26 protein-coding genes are annotated in these 23,261 nt (G+C 71.9%); 10 read left to right on the forward strand and 16 right to left on the reverse strand.

The features are described 5' to 3' along the window. The first annotated feature begins 29 nt into the window (after window positions 1-29). The 3 genes from ACY0PA_RS11555 (at window position 30) to ACY0PA_RS11565 (ending at window position 3,464) form a co-directional block, all read left to right on the forward strand. Window positions 30-1,586 carry a S8 family peptidase gene (locus ACY0PA_RS11555; RefSeq protein ID WP_473084536.1) on the forward strand — a complete coding sequence of 519 codons (1,557 nt, stop codon included), beginning with the start codon at window positions 30-32 and terminating at the stop codon, window positions 1,584-1,586. A gap of 87 nt (window positions 1,587-1,673) precedes the next feature. Continuing rightward, window positions 1,674-3,080 carry a CoA transferase gene (locus ACY0PA_RS11560; protein ID WP_473084537.1) on the forward strand — a complete coding sequence of 469 codons (1,407 nt, stop codon included), beginning with the start codon at window positions 1,674-1,676 and terminating at the stop codon, window positions 3,078-3,080. Window positions 3,081-3,173: 93 nt separating this feature from the next. Continuing rightward, window positions 3,174-3,464, forward strand: coding sequence for a hypothetical protein (locus ACY0PA_RS11565; RefSeq protein WP_473084538.1), 291 nt, complete (start codon window positions 3,174-3,176; stop codon window positions 3,462-3,464). Here ACY0PA_RS11565 and ACY0PA_RS11570 read toward each other — a convergent pair. From ACY0PA_RS11570 to ACY0PA_RS11605, 8 genes are all read right to left on the reverse strand, one after another. Beyond that, window positions 3,454-4,497, reverse strand: a complete 1,044-nt coding sequence (locus tag ACY0PA_RS11570; RefSeq protein ID WP_473084539.1) for a zinc-dependent alcohol dehydrogenase family protein — start codon at window positions 4,495-4,497, stop codon at window positions 3,454-3,456. The genes ACY0PA_RS11565 and ACY0PA_RS11570 overlap by 11 nt on opposite strands. 58 nt (window positions 4,498-4,555) lie before the next feature. Further along, window positions 4,556-5,281, reverse strand: a complete 726-nt coding sequence (locus ACY0PA_RS11575; protein ID WP_473084540.1) for a lysoplasmalogenase — start codon at window positions 5,279-5,281, stop codon at window positions 4,556-4,558. After that, window positions 5,278-6,180, reverse strand: coding sequence for a sterol desaturase family protein (locus ACY0PA_RS11580; RefSeq protein ID WP_473084541.1), 903 nt, complete (start codon window positions 6,178-6,180; stop codon window positions 5,278-5,280). Before ACY0PA_RS11580 ends, ACY0PA_RS11575 begins: the two co-directional genes overlap by 4 nt. A 124-nt stretch (window positions 6,181-6,304) precedes the next feature. After that, the gene (locus tag ACY0PA_RS11585; RefSeq protein WP_473084542.1) at window positions 6,305-7,027 is read right to left on the reverse strand and encodes a VIT1/CCC1 transporter family protein; all 723 of its coding nucleotides are present in this window, start codon (window positions 7,025-7,027) and stop codon (window positions 6,305-6,307) included. A gap of 22 nt (window positions 7,028-7,049) precedes the next feature. After that, complete coding sequence (locus ACY0PA_RS11590; protein WP_473084543.1) at window positions 7,050-8,276, reverse strand: amidohydrolase family protein; 1,227 nt, start codon at window positions 8,274-8,276, stop codon at window positions 7,050-7,052. Then, the gene (locus tag ACY0PA_RS11595; RefSeq protein ID WP_473084544.1) at window positions 8,273-9,556 is read right to left on the reverse strand and encodes an amidohydrolase family protein; all 1,284 of its coding nucleotides are present in this window, start codon (window positions 9,554-9,556) and stop codon (window positions 8,273-8,275) included. The genes ACY0PA_RS11590 and ACY0PA_RS11595 overlap by 4 nt, the downstream gene beginning before the upstream one ends. Window positions 9,557-9,566: 10 nt before the next feature. After that, window positions 9,567-10,451: an SDR family NAD(P)-dependent oxidoreductase gene (locus tag ACY0PA_RS11600; protein ID WP_473084545.1), complete on the reverse strand. Its 885-nt coding sequence runs from the start codon at window positions 10,449-10,451 to the stop codon at window positions 9,567-9,569. Continuing rightward, the gene (locus ACY0PA_RS11605; RefSeq protein WP_473084546.1) at window positions 10,451-11,248 is read right to left on the reverse strand and encodes an acetoacetate decarboxylase family protein; all 798 of its coding nucleotides are present in this window, start codon (window positions 11,246-11,248) and stop codon (window positions 10,451-10,453) included. The genes ACY0PA_RS11600 and ACY0PA_RS11605 overlap by 1 nt, the downstream gene beginning before the upstream one ends. Window positions 11,249-11,331: 83 nt before the next feature. Here ACY0PA_RS11605 and ACY0PA_RS11610 point away from each other — a divergent pair, with 83 nt between their 5' ends. From ACY0PA_RS11610 to ACY0PA_RS11635, 6 genes are all read left to right on the forward strand, one after another. Further along, a complete protein-coding gene (locus tag ACY0PA_RS11610) occupies window positions 11,332-11,961 on the forward strand; it encodes a TetR/AcrR family transcriptional regulator (protein ID WP_473084547.1) in 630 nt (209 codons plus the stop codon). Between the two features lie 61 nt (window positions 11,962-12,022). Beyond that, window positions 12,023-13,018 carry a DEDDh family exonuclease gene (locus ACY0PA_RS11615; protein ID WP_473084548.1) on the forward strand — a complete coding sequence of 332 codons (996 nt, stop codon included), beginning with the start codon at window positions 12,023-12,025 and terminating at the stop codon, window positions 13,016-13,018. Window positions 13,019-13,081: 63 nt separating this feature from the next. After that, window positions 13,082-13,315 carry a hypothetical protein gene (locus ACY0PA_RS11620; RefSeq protein ID WP_473084549.1) on the forward strand — a complete coding sequence of 78 codons (234 nt, stop codon included), beginning with the start codon at window positions 13,082-13,084 and terminating at the stop codon, window positions 13,313-13,315. Window positions 13,316-13,369: 54 nt separating this feature from the next. Then, complete coding sequence (locus ACY0PA_RS11625) at window positions 13,370-14,164, forward strand: SURF1 family cytochrome oxidase biogenesis protein (RefSeq protein ID WP_473084550.1); 795 nt, start codon at window positions 13,370-13,372, stop codon at window positions 14,162-14,164. A gap of 89 nt (window positions 14,165-14,253) precedes the next feature. Then, entirely contained in the window at window positions 14,254-16,038 is a 1,785-nt protein-coding gene (locus tag ACY0PA_RS11630) for a glycoside hydrolase family 15 protein (protein ID WP_473084551.1), read from the forward strand. A 5-nt stretch (window positions 16,039-16,043) separates the two neighbouring features. Then, window positions 16,044-16,799 carry an SDR family oxidoreductase gene (locus ACY0PA_RS11635; protein WP_473084552.1) on the forward strand — a complete coding sequence of 252 codons (756 nt, stop codon included), beginning with the start codon at window positions 16,044-16,046 and terminating at the stop codon, window positions 16,797-16,799. 38 nt (window positions 16,800-16,837) lie between these two features. Here the strand turns inward: ACY0PA_RS11635 and amaP are convergent, their stop codons facing one another. Genes amaP through ACY0PA_RS11660 form a run of 5 tightly spaced genes read right to left on the reverse strand, consistent with a single transcriptional unit; the run spans window position 16,838 to window position 19,114 of the window. Then, window positions 16,838-17,416, reverse strand: a complete 579-nt coding sequence (gene amaP / locus ACY0PA_RS11640) for an alkaline shock response membrane anchor protein AmaP (protein WP_473084553.1) — start codon at window positions 17,414-17,416, stop codon at window positions 16,838-16,840. Window positions 17,417-17,420: 4 nt separating this feature from the next. Beyond that, window positions 17,421-18,083, reverse strand: a complete 663-nt coding sequence (locus ACY0PA_RS11645; RefSeq protein WP_473084554.1) for a DUF6286 domain-containing protein — start codon at window positions 18,081-18,083, stop codon at window positions 17,421-17,423. Next, complete coding sequence (locus ACY0PA_RS11650; protein WP_473084555.1) at window positions 18,080-18,424, reverse strand: Asp23/Gls24 family envelope stress response protein; 345 nt, start codon at window positions 18,422-18,424, stop codon at window positions 18,080-18,082. The genes ACY0PA_RS11645 and ACY0PA_RS11650 overlap by 4 nt, the downstream gene beginning before the upstream one ends. A 3-nt stretch (window positions 18,425-18,427) precedes the next feature. Further along, entirely contained in the window at window positions 18,428-18,613 is a 186-nt protein-coding gene (locus ACY0PA_RS11655; RefSeq protein ID WP_473084556.1) for a hypothetical protein, read from the reverse strand. A gap of 39 nt (window positions 18,614-18,652) precedes the next feature. Beyond that, window positions 18,653-19,114: an Asp23/Gls24 family envelope stress response protein gene (locus tag ACY0PA_RS11660; protein ID WP_473084557.1), complete on the reverse strand. Its 462-nt coding sequence runs from the start codon at window positions 19,112-19,114 to the stop codon at window positions 18,653-18,655. 117 nt (window positions 19,115-19,231) lie between these two features. On the opposite strand from ACY0PA_RS11660, the gene ACY0PA_RS11665 reads away from it, so the two are divergent. Continuing rightward, on the forward strand, window positions 19,232-19,966 hold the full coding sequence (locus tag ACY0PA_RS11665; protein WP_473084558.1) for an Asp23/Gls24 family envelope stress response protein: 735 nt from the start codon (window positions 19,232-19,234) through the stop codon (window positions 19,964-19,966). 33 nt (window positions 19,967-19,999) lie between these two features. On the opposite strand, the gene ACY0PA_RS11670 is transcribed toward ACY0PA_RS11665, so the two are convergent. The 3 genes from ACY0PA_RS11670 to ACY0PA_RS11680 all read right to left on the reverse strand — a co-directional run bounded on the left by ACY0PA_RS11670 (window position 20,000) and on the right by ACY0PA_RS11680 (window position 23,169). Beyond that, entirely contained in the window at window positions 20,000-20,812 is an 813-nt protein-coding gene (locus ACY0PA_RS11670; protein ID WP_473084559.1) for an enoyl-CoA hydratase/isomerase family protein, read from the reverse strand. Window positions 20,813-20,940: 128 nt separating this feature from the next. Continuing rightward, window positions 20,941-21,165: a helix-turn-helix domain-containing protein gene (locus ACY0PA_RS11675; RefSeq protein ID WP_189492003.1), complete on the reverse strand. Its 225-nt coding sequence runs from the start codon at window positions 21,163-21,165 to the stop codon at window positions 20,941-20,943. Window positions 21,166-21,570: 405 nt separating this feature from the next. Then, entirely contained in the window at window positions 21,571-23,169 is a 1,599-nt protein-coding gene (locus ACY0PA_RS11680) for an ABC-F family ATP-binding cassette domain-containing protein (RefSeq protein ID WP_473084560.1), read from the reverse strand. Window positions 23,170-23,261 lie beyond the last annotated feature (92 nt).

A 23,261-nucleotide genomic window follows, 5' to 3' on the forward strand; every position in this document is an offset into this window, starting at 1 on the left:
TTCCGAACGCAACGACCCCAGGAGACACCATGACGGCGCCCCTCGCGCGCTCCCGCTCCATCCGCCGTTCGATAGCCGTCCCGGCCGGGATGGCCATGGCCACGGCTCTCGCGTTCCTGCCGAACGTCACCGCGTCGGCCGCAGGACAGGCCCCTCAGGCCGCGCAGGCCCCTCAGGCGCCGGTCGCCACGGACGGCCCGTCGCTCAGCTATGTCGTCAACGTGCGCTCGGGACACGGCACTTCGGGCGCCGTCCAGAAGGAGATCGCCAAGGCCGGCGGCACCGTCGTCATCGCGTACGACAAGATCGGTGTCATCGTCGCGCACTCCTCGAACCCGGACTTCGCGAAGACGATCCGCAAGGCCCGCGGGGTCGACTCGGCGGGCGCCACGCGCACCGCTCCGCTGCCCGCCCAGTCCACGGCCGATCTCGGCACCCCGAAGGTGCTGACCGCCACTCAGCTGGCCGCCACGGCCGGTCAGGCAGCCGCCGGACAGGACCCTCTGGAGCCGTTGCAGTGGGACCTGCCCGCCATCAAGGCGGACAAGGCGCACGAGAAGTCGCTCGGCAGCAGCAAGGTCACCGTCGCCGTGATCGACACCGGCGTCGACGACACCCACCCGGACATCGCGCCGAACTTCGACCGCGGGGCGTCCGCGAACTGCGTGTCGGGCAAGCCGGACACGACAGACGGCTCGTGGCGTCCCAGCGCCTCGGAGAGCCCGCACGGCACGCATGTCGCGGGTGAGATCGCGGGCGCCAAGAACGGCCTCGGCATCACGGGTGTCGCGCCCGGCGTGAAGGTCTCGGGCATCAAGGTGGGCAACCCGGACGGCTTCTTCTACACGGAGGCCGTGGTGTGCGGCTTCGTGTTCGCGGCCGAGCACGGCGTGGACGTCACCAACAACAGCTATTACACCGACCCGTGGTACTTCAACTGCACCGACGACCCGGACCAGAAGGCCCTGGTGAAGGCCGTCGCGCGGGCCTCGCAGTACGCCGAGAAGAAGGGCGCCGTGAACGTCGCGGCGGCCGGCAACGAGAACTACGACCTGGCCTCCGACGAGATCACCGACCCGTCGAGCCCGAACGACACGACGCCGGGCGACCGGGTCGTCGACCCGTCCAAGTGCTTCGACATCCCGACACAGCTGCCGGGTGTCGTCACGACCGCGGCGACCGGGGCCAAGGGCCTCAAGTCGTCGTTCTCCAACTACGGCCGGGGCATCATCGACATCGCGGCCCCGGGCGGCGACTCGACGGCGTACCAGACGCCGGCGCCGCCCGCCGCGAGCGGCCTGATCCTCGGCCCGCTGCCCGGCGGCAAGTGGGGCTACATGGCCGGTACGTCGATGGCGTCCCCGCACGTCGCCGGTGTCGCCGCGCTGATCAAGTCGACGCACCCGCACGCGTCCGCGGCGGCCGTGAAGGCGCTCCTGTACGCGCAGGCCGACGCCACGCCGTGCACCGACCCGTACGACATCGACGGCGACGGCAAGGTCGACGCGGTGTGCGAGGGCGGCACGAACAAGAACGGCTTCTACGGGCACGGCATCGCCGACGCCCTGGACGCGGTGACCAAGTAACGGCGTAGGCAGAGCAGTTCAGGTGGGCCGGGCGGCAGCGTCCGGCCCACCTGTTCCGTTCCGCGGGCCGTGCGCGATAGTGCCCGCATGACACATGCACCGGTGGGTGAGGGAACCCGGACGGCCTGGGCGGCTCTCGGCGGAGACCCGGCCCTGACCTCGCACATCGCGTCCGTCGTACGCGAAGGGGCACTGCCCGCGCGGCTGCCCGTGATCGACCTGGCGCGCGCGTGCGTAGGCGCGTGCTCGCTGGCCGCGGCCGAGCTCGCCGCCCGGCGCACCGGACGGCCGCTGCCGCGCGTGGTCCTCGACGACGGGGCACTGGCCACCGCGTTCGTCAGCGAGCGGCATCTGCTGATCGACGGGCGCGCGACGGTCAACTTCGCGCCGCTGTCCCGGTTCTGGCGCACGGCGGACGGATGGCTGCGGACCCACGCCAACTATCCGCACCACCGCGCGCGCCTGCTGGCCGCCCTCGGGCTCGGCGACGACGCGTCCGTGGAGCGGGTCGCCGCGCTGCTCGCGGAGCGGTCGGCCGCCGAGGCCGAGGAGACCGTGTATGCCGCCGGTGGCCTGGCCGTCGCCCTGCGGACCATGGAGGAGTGGGCCGCGCACCCCCAAGGGGAGGCGGTCGCCGGACGGCCGCTGCTCGACCGGGAGCGGCTCGACGACGCGGCGCCGCGGTCGCTGTCCCCGCTCACGGGCGACCCGTTGCTGCCCGCGTCCGGGCTGCGCGTCCTCGACCTGACGCGGGTCACCGGCGGTCCCGTCGCCACGCGTACCCTCGCGCTGTTCGGCGCGGACGTCCTGCGCGTCGACGCCCCGCAGCTGCCGGAGGATCCGGAGGCCCACGCGGACACCGGATTCGGGAAGCGGTCCACGCGGCTCGATCTGACGGGCGCGGCGGACCGGCGCGCCTTCGACGACCTCCTCGCGGGAGCGGACGTCGTCGTGACCGGCTACCGGCCCGGCGCGCTCGACCGGTTCGGCCTCGCTCCCGAGGCGCTGGCCGCCCGCAGGCCCGGGCTCGTGGTGGCGCAGCTGTCCGCGTGGGGCGCGTACGGGCCGTGGGGCGAGCGGCGCGGCTTCGACAGCGTGGTGCAGGTGGCCACTGGCATCGCGGCCGTCGAGGGGTCCGGGAAGCGGCCGGGGGCGCTGCCCGCGCAGGCCCTGGACCACGGCACGGGCTATCTCCTCGCGGCGGCCGTCCTGCGCGCCGTCACCGAGCAGCTGGACGAAGGCGGCACGCGCGCGTTGCGGCTGGCGCTCGCCCGGACCGCGCACTGGCTGACGCGGGAGCTCCGGCACGGGCCCACCGCGGCCGTGGAGACGTACGACGCCGAGGACCCGGCGCGCTGGCTCACGCAGACCGGCAGTCCCGCGGGGCGGCTGCGCCACGCGCTGCCGCCGGCCGGTTTCGTCGGAGGGCCCGTCAACTGGGCTCGCCCGTCCGGGCTCTGGGGTACCGACTCGCCCGAGTGGCGCCATGGCTGAAGCCGGCCGCTCAGGCGGAATGCCACTGCGCCAGTCGTTTTCCCGACCTTGTCCGGATCTGTCACAGCTGGTGAAGATCTTGAGGTGAGTTCCATGCGACCGACCACCGAGGTGCCCGCCCCCGCCGGGGACGACACCGCCCCTCACTCCCGGCGGCCCGCCACCCGGCGGGCCGTCGCCGTGCTCGTCCTCGTGGCCGTCGTCTGCGTGCTCGCCCTGGTCGCGCGGGGCCGGCAGCGCCACGGCGGCCTGGGGGCCGCGTACGCGCCCGCGCGCGGAGGTGGCGGTCCTGGGCGTGGTGGTCGCGGTGTCGGCCGTCCTGACCGCGCTGCCGCTCCCGATCCGCTGGTCGTGAACCCCCACGCGCGGGGCGTCAGTTGGTGACGAGCACCTTGAGCGCGGTGCGCTGGTCCATCGCCTTGTAGCCGTCCGGGACACCTTCGAGGCCGACGGTCAGGTCGAAGACGGGCGACGGGTCGATCGTGCCGTCGAGAATGTCGGGCATCAGCTGCGGGATGTACGTGCGCACGGGCGCGACGCCGCCGCGCAGGGCGATGTTCCGGTCGAACATGACGCTGAGGTCGAGACCGGTGCCGCTGCCGTGCGGCACGCCGACGAAGCCGATGGCGCCGCCGTCGCGGGTGATGTTCACGGCCGTGCTCATGGACTGCTCGGTGCCGACGGCCTCGATCACGGCGTGGGCGCCCTGACCGCGGGTCAGCTCACGGACGGCCGCGATCGCCGCGTCCCCGCGCTCGGCGACGACGTCGGTGGCGCCGAAGCGGCGCGCGATGTCGGTACGGACCTGGTGGCGGCCGAGCGCGATGATCCGCTCGGCGCCGAGCCGCTTGGCCGCGAGGACGGCGCACAGGCCGACGGCGCCGTCACCGACGACGGCGACCGTGGCGCCCGGGCGCGCACCCGCGCCGAGCGCGGCGTGGTGGCCGGTGCCCATGACGTCGGAGAGCGTGAGCAGCGCGGTCAGGAGGTGGTCGTCGGAGGCGGCGTCGGCGGGCAGCTGGACGAGGGTGCCGTCGGCGTACGGGACGCGGACCGCTTCGCCCTGGCCGCCGTCGTAACCGACCGCGCCCCAGAAGCCGCCGTGCTCGCAGGAGGTGGTGAGGCCTTCGGTGCAGTAGTCGCAGACACCGTCCGACCACATGAAGGGGGCTACGACCAGGTCGCCGCGCCGGACGCCGGTCACCTCGGAGCCGGTGTCCTCGACGACGCCGAGGAACTCGTGTCCGATGCGCTGGCCGGGCCGGCGCACCGCCTCGCCGCGGTACGCCCACAGGTCGCTGCCGCAGATGCAGGCCCGCAGGACCCTGACGACGGCGTCGGTGGGGAGCTGGACGACGGGTTCCGGCACGTCCTCCACGCGCATGTCGAACGGGGCATGGATGGTGGTGGCGCGCATGAGTGGGGGTCCTTCGTGCTGGTCACAGGCGCCGCTGACGGATCACGTGCGGGGCGCCTCAGGAGGTGGTCGTGCGTTTTTCACGGTACGCCGCCACCGGCGTCACGCGCGCATCGAGGGTGCGTCCGAGCATGCCGCGCGCCAGCAGGTACTGGGCGGCCACGTAGGTGAGCATCACCCAGAAGTCGGGCCGCGGGAGCTGCGGCCAGTCGGCGACGCCCGTCGCGATGAGCGTGTCCGACAGCAGGAAGAGCGCGCCGCCCCACCCCGCCGTGCGGCCCATGCGCGAGGAGCCGTACGCCATGGCGGTCAGGAGCAGGCTGTAACCGGCGACGGGCCCGCGCATGTCGGCCGGCAGGTCGGGCCACAGGAGCGCCACGGTCGTCACGAGCGCGATGCCGTACGCGGCTGCGAGCAGACCGCCACGCACGCGTGGCGTGCCCGCGCGCTTGAAGAGCACGAGGTAGCAGACGTGTCCGGCGGCGAAGGACCCCATGCCCGCGAGGAACGCGACATCGGCGTCGAAGAGCAGCAGCAGGTCGCCGCCCCACCCGAACAGCAGCGCGGCAGTCAGGAGCCGCGGGCCGCCGCGCACGACGACGGACGCGGCGAGCAGCGGCATGAGGAGCGGTTTGGCGACGGTGTGTACGAGGTCGGTCCCGGCGAGCAGGGCGATCAGGTCGACGGCCGTCGCCACCGCGAAGGCAGCGAGCAGGAGGCGGGCCGCGCGTTCACGAGCGGGTGCCGACGCCTCTCCAGGCGCCGGGGCCGGGGTCGGCGTCACGCGGCGCCCTCGGTGGCCTTCTGCGTGGTCTGGCCCGCGGTGGGGGCCAGGGTCGGCGCGGTCCCGTCCTTCGGCTGCCACCCCGGCCCGCCGAACACCCGGCCGCCCCGCTCGCGCCAGCTGCCGGCCGCCTTCAGGTCCCTGGCGATGGCCGCGTACTCGTGCGTGGCGACCCGCAGCGGGTTGTACGTGCTGATGTTCTTGGTCAGGCCGAACACCGGGCGCTCGACCTCGGGCACGAACGACCCGAAGAGGCGGTCCCAGACGATCAGGATGCCACCGAAGTTACGGTCCAGGTAGCCGCCCTGGGAGGCGTGGTGGACGCGGTGGTGGGAGGGCGTGTTGAGGACGAACTCGAAGGGGCGGGGCAGCTTGTCGATGCGCTCGGTGTGGATCCAGAACTGGTAGACGAGGTTCACCGAAGAGCAGAACGCGAGCGCGGCCGGGTGCACGCCGCAGGCGATGAGCGGCAGGTAGAACGGCCACACCGTCAGGCTCGTCCACGGCTGGCGCAGCGCGGTCGACAGGTTGAACTTGCGGCTGGAGTGGTGCACGACGTGGCACGCCCACAGGATGCGGATGACATGGTGTCCGCGGTGCGACCAGTAGTAGAAGAAGTCCTGCGCGAGGAGCATCAGCGGGATCGTCCACCACAGGATCGGCACGCGCAGCGGCGTCAGCTCGTAGACCGCCGTGTAGATCGCGACGATCGGGATCTTCCACAGGAAGTCGAAGACGAGGCTGCCGAGCCCCATGCCGATGCTCGTCGCGGCGTCCTTGGTCTCGTAGCCTGCGGCGTCGTCATCGGGATGGATGCGCACGCTCACGATCTCGACGACGGTGAGCAGCACGAAGGCCGGAATCGACCAGAGCACGACATCGGGCAGGTTCGGCGACATGCCTGCACCGTAGGGCCACGGACGGGCCACGGCTAGACGGTGTTACCGACAAGTATTACCAGGGGTAAGACTCTCGTTGTTGGTGCCTTCCCCCATTGATCTCCGCCTGTTCCCGCGCGTTCGCTCAGACCCCGGCCGCCCCCAGGAGCGACCCCGCCCCGTACGTCACGGCCATCGCGAGCGCCCCGCCCGCCACGTTCCGCCACACCGCGGGCCGCACCGCCGCCGAGCCCATCCGCGCGCTGCTCCAGCCGGTGAGGGCGAGCGCCGCGAGCACGCAGACCACGGTGACGAGCAGCCGCCAGGCGCTCGGCGGCAGGACGATCGCGAGCAGCGGGAGCAGCGCGCCCGCGGTGAAGGCGAGGAAGCTCGCCCAGGCGGCGTGCCACGGGTTGGTGAGGTCGTCGGGGTCGATGCCGAGCTCCACGCGCGCGTGCGCCCGCAGCGCGTCACGCGAGGTGAGCTGCTCTGCGGCCTCCCGCGCCACTTCGGGGCTGAGCCCGCGATCCTCGAGCAGTCCCGTCAGCTCCACGAGTTCGGCCTCCGGGTACTCGCGCAGCTCCCGCTTCTCCTGCGCGAGCGCCGCCTTCTGGGAGTCGCGCTGCGTGGACACGGAGACGTACTCCCCCGCGGCCATCGACATGGAGCCGGCGAGCAGCCCGGCGAGGCCCGCCGTCAGGAGGGTGCCGCGGTCCTCGGTGGCGCCGGCCACGCCGACGACCAGGCCTGCGGTGGAGACCACGCCGTCGTTGGCGCCGAGCACGGCGGCGCGCAGCCAGTTGAGCCGCGCTCCGAGCGCGCCGCCGTGGGACTCCTCGTGCGGTGCGTCCTGCACATCGTCAGTCACCCGATGAGCATCGCACCGTCGGTCACCAGATCCGGACCGACCCTCCCCGGGCGAACACCGGACTTGTCGCGTCCTTCGGCACCTCGTCGAGGGGTTCGCCCAGTTCCTGGACGGTCGGTCCGACGCGGGCAGCTATCGGGGCGAGCAGACCGAGGTCGAAGCCGTAGACACGGGCCGTGTTGCCGCCGACCATCGCGGCGATCTCGCTCTGCGGCAGCCCCGCGTACGCGATCCGCAGCCCTTCGCGCGTGTACGGGTACGTGCCCTCGTCGTGCGGGTAGTCGCTGCCCCACATGATCTTGTCGAGGCCGATGCGGTCGCGCAGCGGCACCTCGTGCGGGCGCATGAAGCTGGCCCCCACGTAGCAGTTCTCGCGCCACACGTCGGACGGCCCCTTGCCCATCGAATCGGCGAGCCCCGCGCCGAACTTGGACTCCGCCGTGTTCGCCCGCGTCGCCGCCGCCACGAGTCGCCCGTGGTAGTAGTCCAGCATGTCCAGGACCCCGGGGATCCAGCCCGAGCCCTGTTCGGTGAGGACCAGCTTCAGGCCGGGGTGGCGGCGGAACGCGCCGCCGAACACCAGGTGCCACAGGGCCCGGTGCGAGAACCACGTCGTCTCCACCATGAACACGGCGCGCGCCGCAGGTTCGTCGCCGAGCGGCGGGGACGCCGAGCCCGCGTGGTGGTTGACCGGCACACCGAGCTCGGCGCAGGTGGCCCAGATCGGGTCGTACGCTGCCGAGTACAGCTCGGGAAGGCCCGAGCCCGGCGGTGTGCCGGGCAGCAGCAGGCCGCCCTTGAGCCCGGCGGCAGCCGCCCACCTGATCTCCTTGACGGCCTCGTCGACATCGTTGAGGAGGATCTGGAAGACGCCCGCCCTGCGCCCCGGGGCGGCGGCGCAGAAGTCGGCGAGCCAGCGGTTGTGGGCACGCAGCCCCGCCCAGCGCCGCGTGAACTCCTCGCGGGTCGGGGCCGGGGCCATCAGGGACGCGGACGGGAAGAAGGGCGGGATCGTGTTCGGGAAGACGACCTCCGCGACGATCCCGTCCTGTTCGAGCTCGGCGATGCGCCGGTCCGAGTTCCAGTTGCGGTCGGCGGTGTCCGCGAGCAGGTCGGCGTACGGATTGACGTAGCTCGCCGCCCACGCGTCGAACGCGTCGTGGTGGCGGGACTCCAAGTAGGGCCGGTAGTCCAGGAGATCGGCGCCCGCGTGGCAGTCGGCGGAGATGACGGTGTAGCGGTCGCTCATGGGGTCACCCCGAGAGTCGGGAAGTCGTGGTCCGTCAGCCAGTGGCGGCCCACGTCGCGCGAGCGCGCCCAGGACGCCTCGACGGCCGACTGGTCGGTGTCCTGGCCGAGATCGGCGGGGGTCGGTCCGATGCGGGCGGCCAGCGGGGCCAGTTTCCCGGTGTCGAAGCCGAAGACCTCGGCGGCGGCGAGGCCCAGCATGCGCCGGGTCTCCGCCACCGGGATGTCGTGGAAGGTCTTCCTCAGCCACGCGCGCGTGTCGGGCCAGGTGCCCTCGGGGTGCGGGAAGTCGCTGCCCCAGAGGATGTTGTCGACGCCGATCTCGTAGCGCTGGGCGAGTTCGCGGCGCTTGGTGTTGGTGGCGCAGATGAACACCTGGCGGTCCAGGTACTCGTGCGGGGAGCGCTTGAGCTCGGCGAACGGCGAGAGCTTCTTGCCGCCGTGCGCGCCCAGGTAGAGGCGGTCCATGAACCACAGCAGGTTGGGCAGCCACCAGCAGCCCGACTCCGCGACGCCGAACCTCAGGCCCGGGTGGCGCTCGAAGACGCCCGACCAGAGCATGAACCACAGCGGCCGCGCCGGCCACCACGTCACTTCGGAGACATAGATCCCGAGGTGGTCGCCGTACTCGTGGCGGGGCGCCGCCCCGGAGTGCGTGACCACGGGCATCGCACACTCCGCCGCCGCGGCCCACACGGGGTCGTAACGCCGGTCGTGGTAGGGCGCCTTGTCGACCCACATGGAGGGAATCATCAGCGCGCCGAGCCCGGACTCCTTGGCGCGGTGGACTTCGGCGACGACGCGGTCGACCTCGCCGGTGATGGGCAACAGGGCAACACCGCAGTGCCGTTCGGGGTGTTCGGACACGAAGTCGGCGAGCCAGCGGTTGTGCGCCTGAGCGCCCGCCATGCCGAGCTCCGGGTCCTGGTCACCCGACAGCCCGAGCCCGACGCCGAAGGGCGCCGCCGTCCGGCTGTCCACGGCGTCCGCGTCGGGGAAGACGACCTCGGCGGCCACCCCGTCGCCGTCCAGCTCCTTGAGGCGCTGCGCGCAGTCCCAACCGCCGCGCAGGCCTTCCGAGTTATCGGCGAACCATTTGGCGGCGAACGCGTCGTTGCGGATGCCGAGCCGCGTCGCCTCCTCGCGGCGGGCGCCCCGCTCGCTGAGGAACTCGTCGAAGGCGCGGTGCAAACGGCTGTCCAGATAGGGCCGGTACTCCTCGGTGGGCAGCCCGGCGTGGCAGTCGGAGGAGATGATCAAGTAGGGATCCTGGTCGGTCATCACATGCCCTTCAGTCCAGAATGAAGCTCTCCAGGTACGCCGGGTTCGCGCGCTCCAGCATCGAGGCGGACCTGGCCCTGATCTGCCGGTCGCTGTGCTCGCTCTCGGGCAGCAGCCAGAAGCGGCCGGCGGCGATGCCCTCGGCGACGAAGTCCGCGACCTCCTCGACCGGCGTGAACTCCACCTCCCGGCCCGCTTCCTTCATCGCGGACTCCCACTGGCCGAGGCTGCGGTACGGGGTCCTGCGCGGCCTCTCCTTGGCGTACCGCTCGGGCCGGTTGCGGTGCGACTCCCACAGCCCGGTGCGCAGCATGTGGGGTCCGGGGAAGAGCACGGAGGCGCCCACGCGCGCGTGCTCCGCCTTCAGGTGCGCGTACAGGGACTCGGTCATCGTCACGACGGCCGCCTTGGTGACCGCGTACACGGAGGCGGTGGGCAGCGGGGCGATGCCGCCGTCGCCGGAGGACGTGTTGACGACGTGGCCGGGCGCGCCTCCCTCGATCATGCGCGGCACGAACGCCTGGATGCCGTGGAAGACGCCCCACACGTTGACCTCGAAGGCCCACTTCCAGTCGTTCGGTTCGTGCTCCCACATGCGGCCCTCGGCGCCCGAGCCGACGCCCGCGTTGTTGCACAGGACATGGACGGCGCCGAACCTCTCGTACGCCGCGTCCGCGAGGGCGAAGACCTGGCCGCGGTCCCCGACGTCGACCACGCGCGCGTGCACGGTGGCGCCGTCCTCGCGCAGGCCGGCGGCGGCCTTCTCCAGGGCGGACTCCTCGACGTCCGCGAGCACGACCTTCAGGCCGTCGGCCGCGAACCGCCGTGCCATGGCAAGGCCGATGCCGCTCGCCGCGCCCGTGACGACGGCGACCTGTCCCGCCTCCAGCCGCATCAGGCGCTCCCCTCGGGCGGCCCGTCGAGGATCTGCTGCGGGTCGTCGTAGCGCTGGTGGATGTACGGCAGCAGGGCCTGCGCGCTGACGCGTTCGGCGACCCGGCCCTTCTGGTCGGTGGTCTTCTCGCCGATGGTGAGCTCGACCAGGGCGCGCACCGGCAGGTCGGCGACCGGGTCGTACATCGACTCCCGCAGAACCACGTCCCCGGTGATCCGCTCCAGCTTGCGGACCTTCTCGTTGCGCCGGCAGTGCACGAGCACCGGCTCCATGTCGAAGCCCGAACCGTCCACCGCGGGAAGGAACTTGAAGTAGAAATCCGTCTTCAGCGCCGGCTCGGGCAGCGGCAGCGCGCCACTCACCGCGCCGCGCACCTCCACGAAGGCGATGCCGTGCCGGGCGAGCGCCGCGCGCACCACGAGGCCGTCGCGCTCGACGCTCACCTCGCCGAGCTTCTTGGGCTCGCCGAAGACCTCACGGCCGCCGATCAGGGCGCGCTCGTGCGTCATCGGCATGACGAGCGGATACCAGCCCTCGACGCCGCCGTGCTCGGCGGCGACGGCAACCGAGCCGGCGCCCAGGGGGTAGCCGGGCAGGTCGACCTTGCTGATATTGGCCCGCACCAGCGGTCGTTCGGTGGGCTTGAGCGGGGGCGGAAGTACCGCGGCGACCGCGTCCGGATCGCTCTCCCAGACGGCCACCACCCCCGTGGACCAGATGTCGGGGAGCTTCGAGCTCGCGGTGCGCGCGGCGGAGATCTCCGCCTCCGTGCGTGCTCCGTATCGAATGCGTGCCATGTCGTACCACCCTTCGTCGGCGCGGACTTGCGTGGACGGGCGTGCACTTGCGGATGCTCTGTAACACAGTTACAACAGCTTCCGTGAAGGGTAAAGACACGCGCACACATCTCGACCGGGAACAGGTACTCGCCGCCGCCTCGAAGCTGGTGAAACAGCAGGGCCCGCAGTCCCTGACGATGCGCAAGCTCGCCGCCGAGCTCGGCACCGCCGTCACCTCCATCTACTGGCACGTCGGCAACCGCGAGTCGCTGCTCGAAGCCCTCGTCGAGCGCACCGTCGCCGACCTCGGCGAGATCCGCCCCCGCGGCGCCACACCGCAGGCGCGCGTCGTCTCCGTCGCCCGCGCCCTGCGCCGGCAGCTGCGCGACCACCCCCACCTCGTCGCGATGGTCCACGAACGCGGCCTGACCGAAAGGATGTTCCTGCCCGCGCAGCAGGTCCTCGTGCGCGAGGTGCACGCCGCGGGCCTGCGCGGGACCCGCGCCGCCGGGGTCGTACGAGCGGTGCAGTTCCATGTCGTCGGCCATGTCCTGGTAGAGCGTCAACGCGAGCGCGCGCCCGTGCAGCGGCCCGGCGAGGAGGAGCTGTGGGGCGCGCGGACGGCGGAGGACGACGCCCCGCTGGCCCGCGCGCTCGGCCTTCCGGCCGACCCGGAGAAGGTGTTCGACGTCTCCGTCAGGGCTCTGGTGTCAGGTCTGTTGCGGACATAACGGACGTGTCCGCGGGGCCGGGCGACGGAGGTGTCAGTCGTGGCCCGTATCCTCATGGACCATGCTCGAAGACCAGACGACCGCCGCGTCCGCCGCTCCGTGGCCGGCCGCGTATCCGCAGGGATACGCGGTCGTCGACGTGGAGACCACCGGCCTTTCCCGGGACGACCGGATAATCTCCGCAGCCGTCTACCGGCTCGACGCGCGGGGCGAGGTCGAGGACCACTGGTACACGCTGGTCAACCCCGAGCGCGACCCGGGCCCCGTCTGGATCCACGGTCTGACGAACGACGTACTCGAAGGCGCGCCTCTCTTCAAGGACATCGCCGAGGAGTTCGCGACCCGGCTCGACGGCCGCGTGCTCGTCGCGCACAACGCGGTCTTCGACTGGTCGATGATCGCCCGCGAGTACGCTCGCGCGAAGAGCACCGCCCCCGTCCACCAGCGCCTGTGCACCATCGCGCTGTCCAAGGAGCTCGGACTCCCGCTGCCCAACCACAAGCTGGAGTCCCTCGCCGCGCACTTCGGCGTCGTCCAGCGCAACGCGCACCACGCCCTCGACGACGCGCGCGTGCTCGCCGAGGCGTTCCGGCCGAGCCTGCGGGCCGCCGCGAGCGGCGGGGTGCGCCTGCCCCTGCTCGAGTGCAGGCCGCTCACGGAGTGGACGGACGGCGCGGCGCGGATCGGCCGCCAGGGCTCGGCCCCGTCGTCGTCCTCGTACGGGGGCGGCGGGACGTGGCGCCCTTCGCGCAAGCGGCAGCCGTGCCCGTACCCGAACCCCGGACGGTACGAACCGGGCAAACAGCTCAAGCAGGGCATGCGGGTGGCGTTCTCCGGAGACACCTCGGTGGACCGCGAGCTCCTGGAGGACCGCGCCGTCGAGGCCGGACTGCACATCGCGACGAGCCTGTCCCGGCTCACCAGTGTCCTCGTCACGAACGACCCCGACTCGTACACGTCGAAGGCTGTCAAGGCGAAGCAGTACGGGACACCGGTCATCGACGAGGCGGCCTTCGGCCAGCTCCTACGGGACGTGGCCCCGGCGTCAGACGGGTGATTGCGCGGCGACTCGCCCGCCCACCGCTCGCCCCGCGCGACCGCGACGCCCACCCTGTGGCGCATGGCACGCTGTGAAGTCTGCGGAAACGACTACGGAATGTCCTTCGAGGTGCACGCGCAGGGCGCGGTGCACGTATTCGATTCGTTCGCCTGCGCGATCCATCGCATGGCACCGATCTGCGAACACTGCCGTGTGCAGGTCATCGGGCAGGGAGTAGAGGTCGACGGGCACTGGTACTGCGGGGCGCACTGCTCCCGCGCGGAGGGGAGGGTGGGGATCGTCGACAAGGTCTGAGCCCTGGGCACACCCCCGTGATGTCGCCCCACGACCGAGTTGTACGGTCGTGGGGTGTACCGCTTCCTGTTGTCCCGGCAGTGGGTGATCCTCACCCTCATCACCCTTCTCCTCATCCCCACGATGATCGAGCTGGGCTTCTGGCAGCTGCACCGTCACGAGCACCGCGTCGCGCAGAACGACCAGATCGGTGCCGCGATCGCCGCGAAGCCGCTGCCCGCCGAGCAGCTCACCTCCCCCGGGAAGCCCGTTCCCAAGGCCGAGATCCACCGCCGGGTCTGGGCGAAGGGGACGTTCGACACCGCGCACGAGGTCGTCGTGCGGCGCCGTACGAACACCGACGACGAGGTCGGCTTCCATGTCCTGACCCCGTTCGTCCTCGACGACGGCAAGGTGCTCCTGGTCAACCGCGGCTGGATCCCGGCCGACGGCGCGCAGACCGCGTTCCCGAAGATCCCGGCGCCCGCGCGCGGCGAGATCACCGTCACCGGCCGCCTCATGGCCGACGAGACGACCGCCGCGAGCGGCATCAAGGACATCAAAGGCCTGCCGGACCGTCAGGTCATGCTGATCAGCAGCGGCCGGCAGGCCAAGGCGCTCGGCAGGCAGGTCCTCGGCGGCTTCATCGAGCAGACGTCGCCCGAGCCGAAGGGCAACACCCCCCAGCTGATCCCGACGCCCAACCACAGCGACATCGGCCCGCACATGGCGTACGCGGTGCAGTGGTGGCTGTTCGCCGCGGCCGTGCCCTTCGGCTTCGTCGTCCTCGTCCGGCGCGAGCGCCGCGACCGCGCCGAGGCGGCGACGGCGGAGGAGACCCCGGCGGGCCCCGAGCCCGCCACCGTGTAGGCCCGGGCCCACCGCCGCACGCGCAGTCGCCCTCACCCGCCCGGCCCCCGGTGGGATTGGCCGCCCCGTCCGCCGGGAACCCGGCTCACGTGCACCGACCCCTTGAGGACTACGCGCTCATCGGCGACCAGCAGACGGCCGCCCTCATCTCCCGTGGCGGCTCCGTCGACTGGCTCTGCCTCCCGCGCTTCGACTCGGCGGCGTGTTTCGCGGCGCTCGTGGGCAAGGAGGAGAACGGCCACTGGGGGCTCGGCCCGAAGGGCGGGGGCGACTGCACGCGCCGCTCCTACCGCCCCGGCACCCTCATCCTCGACTCGGAGTGGGACACCGACGAGGGCAGTGTCCGGGTCACCGACCTGATGCCGCAGCGCGACAAGGCCCCCGACCTCGTACGCGTCGTCGAGGGACTCAGGGGCCGCGTCACGATGCGCAGCACTCTGCGTCTGCGCTTCGACTACGGGTCGATCGTGCCGTGGGTGCGCAGGTCCGACGGCCACCGCGTGGCCGTCGCGGGGCCCGACTCGATGTGGCTGCGCAGCGAACCCTCCGTGCGCACCTGGGGCAAGGACCTCACCACACACTCCGAGTTCACCGTCGAAGAGGGTGAGTCCGTCGCGTTCGTGCTGACCTGGCACCCGTCGCACGAGCCTCGCCCGGGCCTCATCGACCCGTTCGAGTCCCTGCGCGGCTCCCAGGAGGAGTGGGAGGCGTGGTCGGCGCAGTGCCGCTACGAGGGTCCGCACAAGGACGCGGTCCTGCGCTCCCTGCTCACCCTGAAGGCGCTCACGTTCGAGCCGACCGGCGGGATCGTCGCCGCGCCGACGACCTCGCTGCCGGAGGAGCTCGGCGGCGTGCGCAACTGGGACTACCGCTACTGCTGGCTGCGGGACTCGACGCTCACGCTGGGCGCGCTCGTGTCGGCGGGCTATCTGGACGAGGCCACGGCGTGGCGTGACTGGCTGCTGCGCGCGGTCGCGGGCGATCCTGCGGACCTGCAGATCATGTACGGACTCTCGGGCGAGCGCCGGCTGCCCGAGATCGAACTCCCGTGGCTGGCCGGATACGGCCGCTCCCTCCCTGTACGCGCGGGCAACGACGCCGCGCACCAGCTCCAGCTCGACGTGTACGGGGAAGTGATCGACTCGCTCGCCCTGGCGCGGCAAGCGGGCATGCCGTCCGAACCGCACGCGTGGCGGCTGCAGCTGGCCCTCGTGGGGTTTCTGAGCACCGCGTGGCGCCGGCCCGACCAGGGGATCTGGGAGGTCCGCGGCCCGCGCCGGCACTTCGTGCACTCCAAGGTGATGGCGTGGGTGGCAGCCGACCGTATCGTCAGCGCCCTGGAGGACGATCCCGGCCTTTCGGGCGATCTCGACGCCATAAGGCGGCTGCGCGACGACATCCACCGTGACGTGCTGGCACGCGGATACGACCCGGAACGCAACACGTTCACCCAGTACTACGGCTCGACCGCGCTCGACGCCTCGCTGCTGCTCATTCCCCGCGTCGGCTTCCTGCCGCCCGACGACCCGCGCGTCGTCGGCACCGTCGAGGCGGTCCGCGACGAGCTCTCCCACGACGGCTTCGTGCGCCGCTACAGCGCCGAGGCGACCGGCCTCGACGGACTCCCCGGCCGCGAGGGCACATTCCTCGTCTGCTCGTTCTGGCTCGCCGACGCGCTGCATCTGACGGGGCGTACGCAGGAGGCCCGCGAGCTGTTCGACAAGCTCTGCGGGATCGGCAACGACGTGGGGCTGCTCGCCGAGGAGTACGACCCCCTGTCGGGGCGCCAGCTCGGGAACTTCCCGCAGGCGTTCAGTCATATCGGCCTGGTGGGGACCGCCCTCACGCTGTTCGGGACCGGCGAGGCAGGATAGGACCCATGGATCTTGGACTGAAGGACCGTGTCTACGTCGTCACCGGAGCCACCCGTGGCCTGGGCAACGCCGCCGCGCGTGAGCTCGTCGCCGACGGCGCGAAGGTGATCATCACCGGGCGGGACGAGAAGCGGGTGGCCGAGGCCGCCGAAGCGCTCGGCGAGAACGCCGTGGGCGTCGCCGCCGACAACGCCGACGCCGACGCCGCGCGGCGCCTGATCGAGGCCGCGCGCGAGAACTTCGGCGGCTTCGACGGCGTACTGATCAGCGTCGGCGGGCCCGCCCCCGGCTTCCTGGCGGACAACACCGACCAGCAGTGGGAGTCGGCCTTCGAGTCGGTCTTCCTCGGCGCCGTGCGGCTCGCCCGCTCGGCCGCGGCCGAGCTCGGTGAGGGCGGTGTCATCGGCTTCGTGCTCTCCGGCTCCGTGCACGAGCCGATCCCCGGCCTGACCATCTCCAACGGTCTGCGCCCCGGGCTCGCCGGCTTCGCGAAGTCCCTCGCGGACGAGCTGGGTCCGCGCGGCATCCGCGTCGTCGGGCTGCTCCCGGCGCGGATCGACACGGACCGGGTCCGTGAGCTCGACGGACTGTCCCCCGACCCGGAGGTGACCCGCGCGGCCAACGAGGCGCGCATCCCGCTGCGCCGCTACGGCCGACCGGAGGAGTTCGGCCGCGCCGCCGCGTTCTTCCTCTCGCCTGCCGCGTCGTACCTCACGGGCGTGATGCTCCCGGTGGACGGCGGCTTCCGACACGGCTTCTGAGTAGTAGGGCTCTGAGTAACGGGTTCTGAGTTACGGGGTCAACTCACGCGCTCCGCACGGTGCTTCACCGCGCGGAGCCGCACCTCGGCCGGCAGGGCGGCGAGCCCGGCGGAATCCCGCGCGTGACCCAGCGCCTCCTCGCTGATCTGCTGGAGGGCCGCTCCCGGCTCCGCGTGCGGTTCGAGGAGCAGGCCCATGCGTACCTGGGGTGCGGAGCGCCGCCCGGTCAGGACGGCCCCGGCGCGCTCCACGCCGTCGAGCGACTCCGCCTCGCTGACGAGGACCCCTTCGAGCGCGCGGCCGCGCAGCAGCGCGCCCTCGCCGTCCCCGGTGTCGACGAGGACCTCGGAGAGCCGGTGCCGGCGCAGCTGGGCGACCAGCCACCACAGGGCGAGCAGCACACAGACGGCGAGCACGGCGATGACGCCCGGCCACCACCAGCCGTCGCCGCGCCACCGGTAGCGGTCCGCCCTGCTCAGCAGCACGTCGTGCCGCCCGTCATAGATCCACCAGGACGGCGGGGACACACCGAGTCCGACGGCGAGCACGGACCCTCCGAACACGACGAGGATCAACCCGACGAGGCCGACGACGACCCGGTTCACGGTCCTGAGCACGGGCTCATCCCTTCTTTCCGGGCCGCGCCACGTGCACGGAGAGGCCGGGCGTGGAGGTGAGGCCGAGACCCTTGACGGCCTCGCCGATCACGGTGTCCAAGTCGGCGCGTACGTCGTCGAGTTGACGGAAGTGCGAGCGGGCCCGCACCTCGACCTTGGAGCGCTTCATCCGGACGCGTACGGACTGCACGCCCGCCACCTCCATGGCCCGGTCGCGCAGGACCATGGCGGCCGCGTCGCGGTGCAGTCCGGCGCGTACGTCGGGGTGGGTGCGGCGCATCGGCAGGACGGCGCGAAGGCCGGGCGTCGCGGCGAGCACGATCAGCCACAGCCCGAGCGCGGCGGCCACCCCGGCGCCGACCAGCACCCACACGTTGTCCAGGGGCCGCTCGGCGAGTTCACGGGCGAGGGCGCGCCGCCAGTGCATCGCGGAGTGACCGGCGCGCACGGCGGCGATGTCGTACAGCAAAATCCCCCAGGCACCGACGAGGACGACCGCGACCAGCGCGGCAGGGATCCGGCGCGGCGACCAGAAGCGGCCGCTGCCGTGCCCGCCCTGCGGCGTGGGCCGCGCCTTGTACGTGGCCGCAGAGCCCGACTGGCCGAACTGGTCGAGCTCGCCCTGCCCGCGTTCGACGACGGGCAGGGGCTGTGTGGGCTCGCTCATCGGATCCTCCGCTGTGCCGCGCCGCGATCGTGCTCCGAGTGCAGCCGCTCCACCTGGACGGCCACCTCGGGCACCTCCATCCCCGCCAACGCCTTTACCCGCTCAGCGACTTGGCGACGCACGGCACCGCACCGCGTCCCGATGTCGCCGGGGTAGTCCAGCTCGAGACTGATGCGCACATGGGCGATGTCGTGGCGCACGGAGACGGTGGCGTGCGGGGCGCTGCCGCCCGTGGGAACGGCGGGGAGCGCCTCACGCGCCGCCTGCGCGGCGATCTTCGCGACGACCCGGTCGGCGATCCGGGTCGCGCCGCGCTCGGCGGGCGCGACCTGCGTCGCCACCGGTCACCGCCGCCGGTCGCCGCGCGTGCGGAAGAAGTCGCCGAGTTCCAGGTCCCCCTCGAGGAACCGTCCGGCGACGAAGCCGACGGCGCCGAGCGCCGCCACCAGCAGGAAGGCCCCGAAGCCGCCGAAGTATCCGGCGAATCCGAGAGCCATTCCGGCGATCATGCCGATCACGGCCAGGTGCATCGAGCGCTCCTCCTCAAGGGCAAGCTCGCGAGCGGATGGTTACTGAAGCCGGGACTCCGGCTCCTCTTCCTCTTCGTCGGGCAGCTTCACATCGCTCACCGCGATGTTGACCTCGACGACCTCGAGGCCGGTCATGCGCTCGACGGCCGCGACCACGTTCTCGCGCACGTCGCGGGCGACGTCGGCGATCGACACCCCGTACTCCACTACGATTTCCAGGTCGAGCGCCGTCTGTACCTCGCCGACCTCGGCCTTCACCCCGCGCGTCACGGATTTGGTGCCGCCGGGCACCCGGTCGCGTACGGCTCCGAAGGTGCGGGACAGGCCGCTGCCCATCGCGTGCACGCCCATGACGTCCCGCGCGGCGAGGCCGGCGATCTTCTCCACCACACCGTCGGCGATGGTGGTGCGCCCTCGCGCCCCGGCGGATCCCCCGCCCCGCTTGGTCACACTGGCCCTGCTCCCGGTCGCTTCGCCCGGCTTCTCTGCGGTGTCGCTCATCGCGGGTCGTCCCTTTCGAAGAGGTTCTCTCAGGCCGTTCTCTGGGAGTCACTGCTCTTTCGACCACACTAAGTGCGGTTGCCCGGTCGCGCGCCATGGATGCGGCAGGCTGGGGATATGAGCGCTGACCGATGGACACAGGCAGTACGGCACCAGCTCGGACTCGGCAGGCTGGTACCGCTCGGAGGGCCGCGCGACGGGTGCTGGCTGGCCGAGTCGGCGGCGCGGTCGGCGTTGCGCCAGGCGGTCCAGTCGGTGCACGGGGTGCGGCTGGGAAGCCTGCGCGTCGAGCTCGCCGACCCCGACGGTTCCTACGAGTCCGCGGTGCCCGCGCCGCCGAGTGCCCTGCCGCCGGGGCCGCTGAGGATTGTCGCGGAGTGTGCGGCGGCGCCGGACGAACCGCTGCCCACGGCCGCGTCCCGGCTGCGCGCGGCCCTGGACGGCGCGGCGTCCGACAGGCTCGGGCTCGCGGTGGCGGAGGTGGACCTGCGGGTGACGGCGCTGCTCGACGACGGTCCAAAAGCCGAGACCGCCTCAGGAGATACAGAGTCTGATATCGCGGACGGCGGGCAGGCGAAGGCCGGCAGTGACGAGGAACGGGCCGGACAGGCCGCGCTCTCCGTGCCGGGGGTGGCGCGGCTGACCGGCTCGCTGGGCGGCCTGGGGCGCGCGGTGCACATCGGAGAGCGTCCCGAGGGTGCGGCCACGCTGCCGCGCCGCCATGTGCGGATCGAACTGGCCGTGTCGGGCGGGCGGCGGGTCCTCGATGTGGCGCGGGACGTGCGGACGGCGGTCACCGAGGCCCTGGCGGATGATCCGTCAGTGGCCGTTCTGGTGACCGCCGTGAGCTGAGGACCGTCCGGCCCGGTTCCTGCGTGGGTCGCGTCAGTCGCCGAGGCCCGCGAGGTCCCGGAGCCGGCGTCCCTGTGCGGCGCGCTCGGCGGTGCGCTGCTCCTCGTACGAGCGTCCCATGACGCCCTGGAGCAGGGCCTTGGTCTCGATGACGGCGTCGCGGGGCGCGGCGATGAGTGCGCCGGCGAGGTCACGCGCGGCGGCGTCGAGCTGGTCGGCGGGCACGACGAGGTTGGCCAGGCCCATGCGGCCGGCCTCGTCGGCGTGGACGTAGCGGCCGGTGACGCAGATCTCCAGGGCGCGCGCGTATCCCACGAGGGAGACGAGGGGGTGCGTGCCGGTGAGGTCGGGCACCAGACCGAGGCTGGTTTCGCGCATGGAGAACTGCACGTCCTCGGCGGCGATCCGCAGATCGCAGGCGAGAGCGAGCTGGAAGCCGGCACCGATCGCGTGTCCCTGCACCGCGGCGACCGTGATGAGGTCGCTGCGCCGCCACCAGGTGAACGCCTCCTGGTACTCGGCGATGGTGTCGTCGAGCACGTCGTCGGAGCCGCGCGCCAGGTCGATGAAGGACGGCTCGCCGTCGAAACCCTCGGGCGTGAACGCCTGACGGTCGAGGCCCGCGGAGAACGAGAGTCCCTCCGCGCGCAGTACGACGACGCGCACGCTGCCCGGCAGGGACTTCCCGGCGTCGGCCAACGCCCGCCACAGAGCGGGACTTTGGGCGTTGCGCTTGTCCGGGTTGGTCAGCGTCACCGTGGCGATGGAGCCGTCGACGGTGAGGCGGACCCCGTCCTTGTCGAGTACCGGCGCGAGCGAGCCGGATCCGCTGTCGGGCGAAGCCATGTGTGCCTCCGATGGTGTGCGCAGTCGGTCGAGGGCGCTCGACGCCCTCGAAACTACTGCACAGTAACCAACCGGCCGGTCGGCGGACCGACCGGGTGGTCACCATCGAAGCCTGTGCACTGCCCGGGTCAGCCGGCCGCGGTCGCCTTCTTGCCGCGTGTAGCCCCGCCGCGACCTCGCAGCGTGACTCCCGACTCACTGAGCATCCGGTGCACGAACCCATACGAGCGGCCGGTTTCCTCGGCCAGCGCTCGGATGCTCGCACCGGAGTCGTACTTTTTCTTCAGGTCTGCCGCGAGCTTGTCGCGCGCGGCGCCGGTTACCCGGCTGCCCTTCTTCAGAGTCTCGGCCACCCGTGCCTCCTCATGGGAAGTGCGCTCTGGACTTCTCATGATCACCCCTCGCGGGCTTCCTGGCCACCCATTCGGCAAGGTCCGTACGACGAGCTTGTGCGGCCGGGATGCGGCCGACACGAGTGGAACGGAGGGTTCCGGGCGCACCCGGGCGGGGCCGGAAACGGGGATCCCCGCGAAGGTCCAGGTCAGCGCCTTGCCAGGCGGCACAAGGGCCCCTGCGGGGGTGCGGCGACGGAATGCGTGTAGGACACACCGCGGTACGAGGAGATCTCACTCAGATGATGGATCACGGATCGGCCGAATGATCCATACCGAGTGGATCAGCCTTTCGATCAAGCCGTGCTGACGGCCGACCGCGATCGTGCGCGCCCGGAAGCCGGCGCGGAAGCGGACGCGGGCAGGTCAGGCGAGGCTGACCAGATCCGCGTAGTCCTGGCCCCAGAGGTCCTCGACGCCGTCGGGCAGCAGGATGATCCGCTCCGGCTGGAGCGCGTCCACGGCGCCCTCGTCGTGGGTGACGAGGACGACGGCGCCCTTGTAGGTGCGCAGCGCGCCGAGGATCTCCTCGCGGCTGGCCGGGTCGAGGTTGTTGGTGGGCTCGTCGAGGAGCAGCACGTTCGCGGAGGACACGACGAGCGTCGCGAGCGCGAGGCGGGTCTTCTCGCCGCCGGACAGGACACCGGCCGGCTTGTCGACGTCGTCCCCGGAGAACAGGAACGAGCCCAGCGTCTTGCGCACCTCGACCAGGTCCAGGTCGGGGGCGGCGGAGCGCATGTTCTCCAGGACCGTGCGCTCGGGGTCGAGGGTCTCGTGCTCCTGCGCGTAGTAGCCGAGCTTGAGGCCGTGGCCCTCGATGACCTCGCCCGTGTCGGGCTGCTCGGCGCCGCCGAGCAGCCGGAGCAGGGTGGTCTTGCCGGCACCGTTGAGGCCGAGGATGACGACGCGCGAGCCCTTGTCGATGGCCAGGTCGACGTCGGTGAAGATCTCCAGGGAGCCGTACGACTTCGACAGGCCCTCGGCCATCAGCGGCGTCTTGCCGCACGGCGAGGGCTCGGGGAAGCGCAGCTTGGCGACCTTGTCGGAGACGCGGACCGCCTCGAGCCCGGCGAGCAGCCGGTCGGCGCGCTTGGCCATGTTCTGCGCGGCGACGGTCTTGGTCGCCTTGGCGCGCATCTTGTCGGCCTGGGAGTTGAGGGCCGCGGCCTTCTTCTCGGCGTTCTGGCGCTCGCGCTTGCGGCGCTTCTCGTCTGCCTCGCGCTGCTGCTGGTAGAGCTTCCAGCCCATGTTGTAGACGTCGATCTGGGAGCGGTTCGCGTCCAGGTAGAACACCTTGTTGACGACCGTCTCGACGAGGTCGACATCGTGGGAGATCACGATGAAGCCGCCCCGGTACGTCCTGAGGTAGTCGCGCAGCCAGACGATGGAGTCGGCGTCCAGGTGGTTCGTGGGCTCGTCGAGGAGCAGGGTGTCGGCGTCCGAGAAGAGGATGCGGGCCAGCTCGATACGGCGGCGCTGACCGCCGGAGAGCGTGTGCAGGGGCTGGCCGAGCACGCGGTCGGGCAGGTTGAGCGCGGCGGCGATGGTGGCGGCCTCGGCCTCGGCGGCGTATCCGCCCTTGGTGAGGAACTCCGTCTCCTGGCGCTCGTACTGCTTGAGGGCCTTCGCGCGCGTGGCGCCCGTGCCGTTGGCGATGCGCTGCTCGTTGTCCCGCATCTTCTGAATCAGGGTGTCCAGGCCGCGCGCGGACAGGATGCGGTCGCGGGCCAGGACGTCGAGGTCGCCGGTGCGGGGGTCCTGCGGGAGGTAGCCGACCTCTCCGGAGCGGGCGATCGTGCCGCCGGCCGGGGTGCCTTCACCGGCGAGGCACTTGGTGAGGGTCGTCTTGCCCGCGCCGTTGCGTCCGACCAGGCCGATGCGGTCGCCCTTGGCGATACGGAAGGTGGCGTTCTCGATGAGGATGCGGGCGCCGGCGCGCAACTCGATGGCCGAAGCGGTGATCACGGACAGACTCCTGAGCAGGGATTGGACGGCGGAAGGGCTACTGAGGGCGATGAGCCGTCTAGTGCGTGCGGAGAATGGCCATGGGCCAAGTC

The sequence above is a fragment of the Streptomyces sp. DS1-CR2 genome (assembly GCF_055760475.1).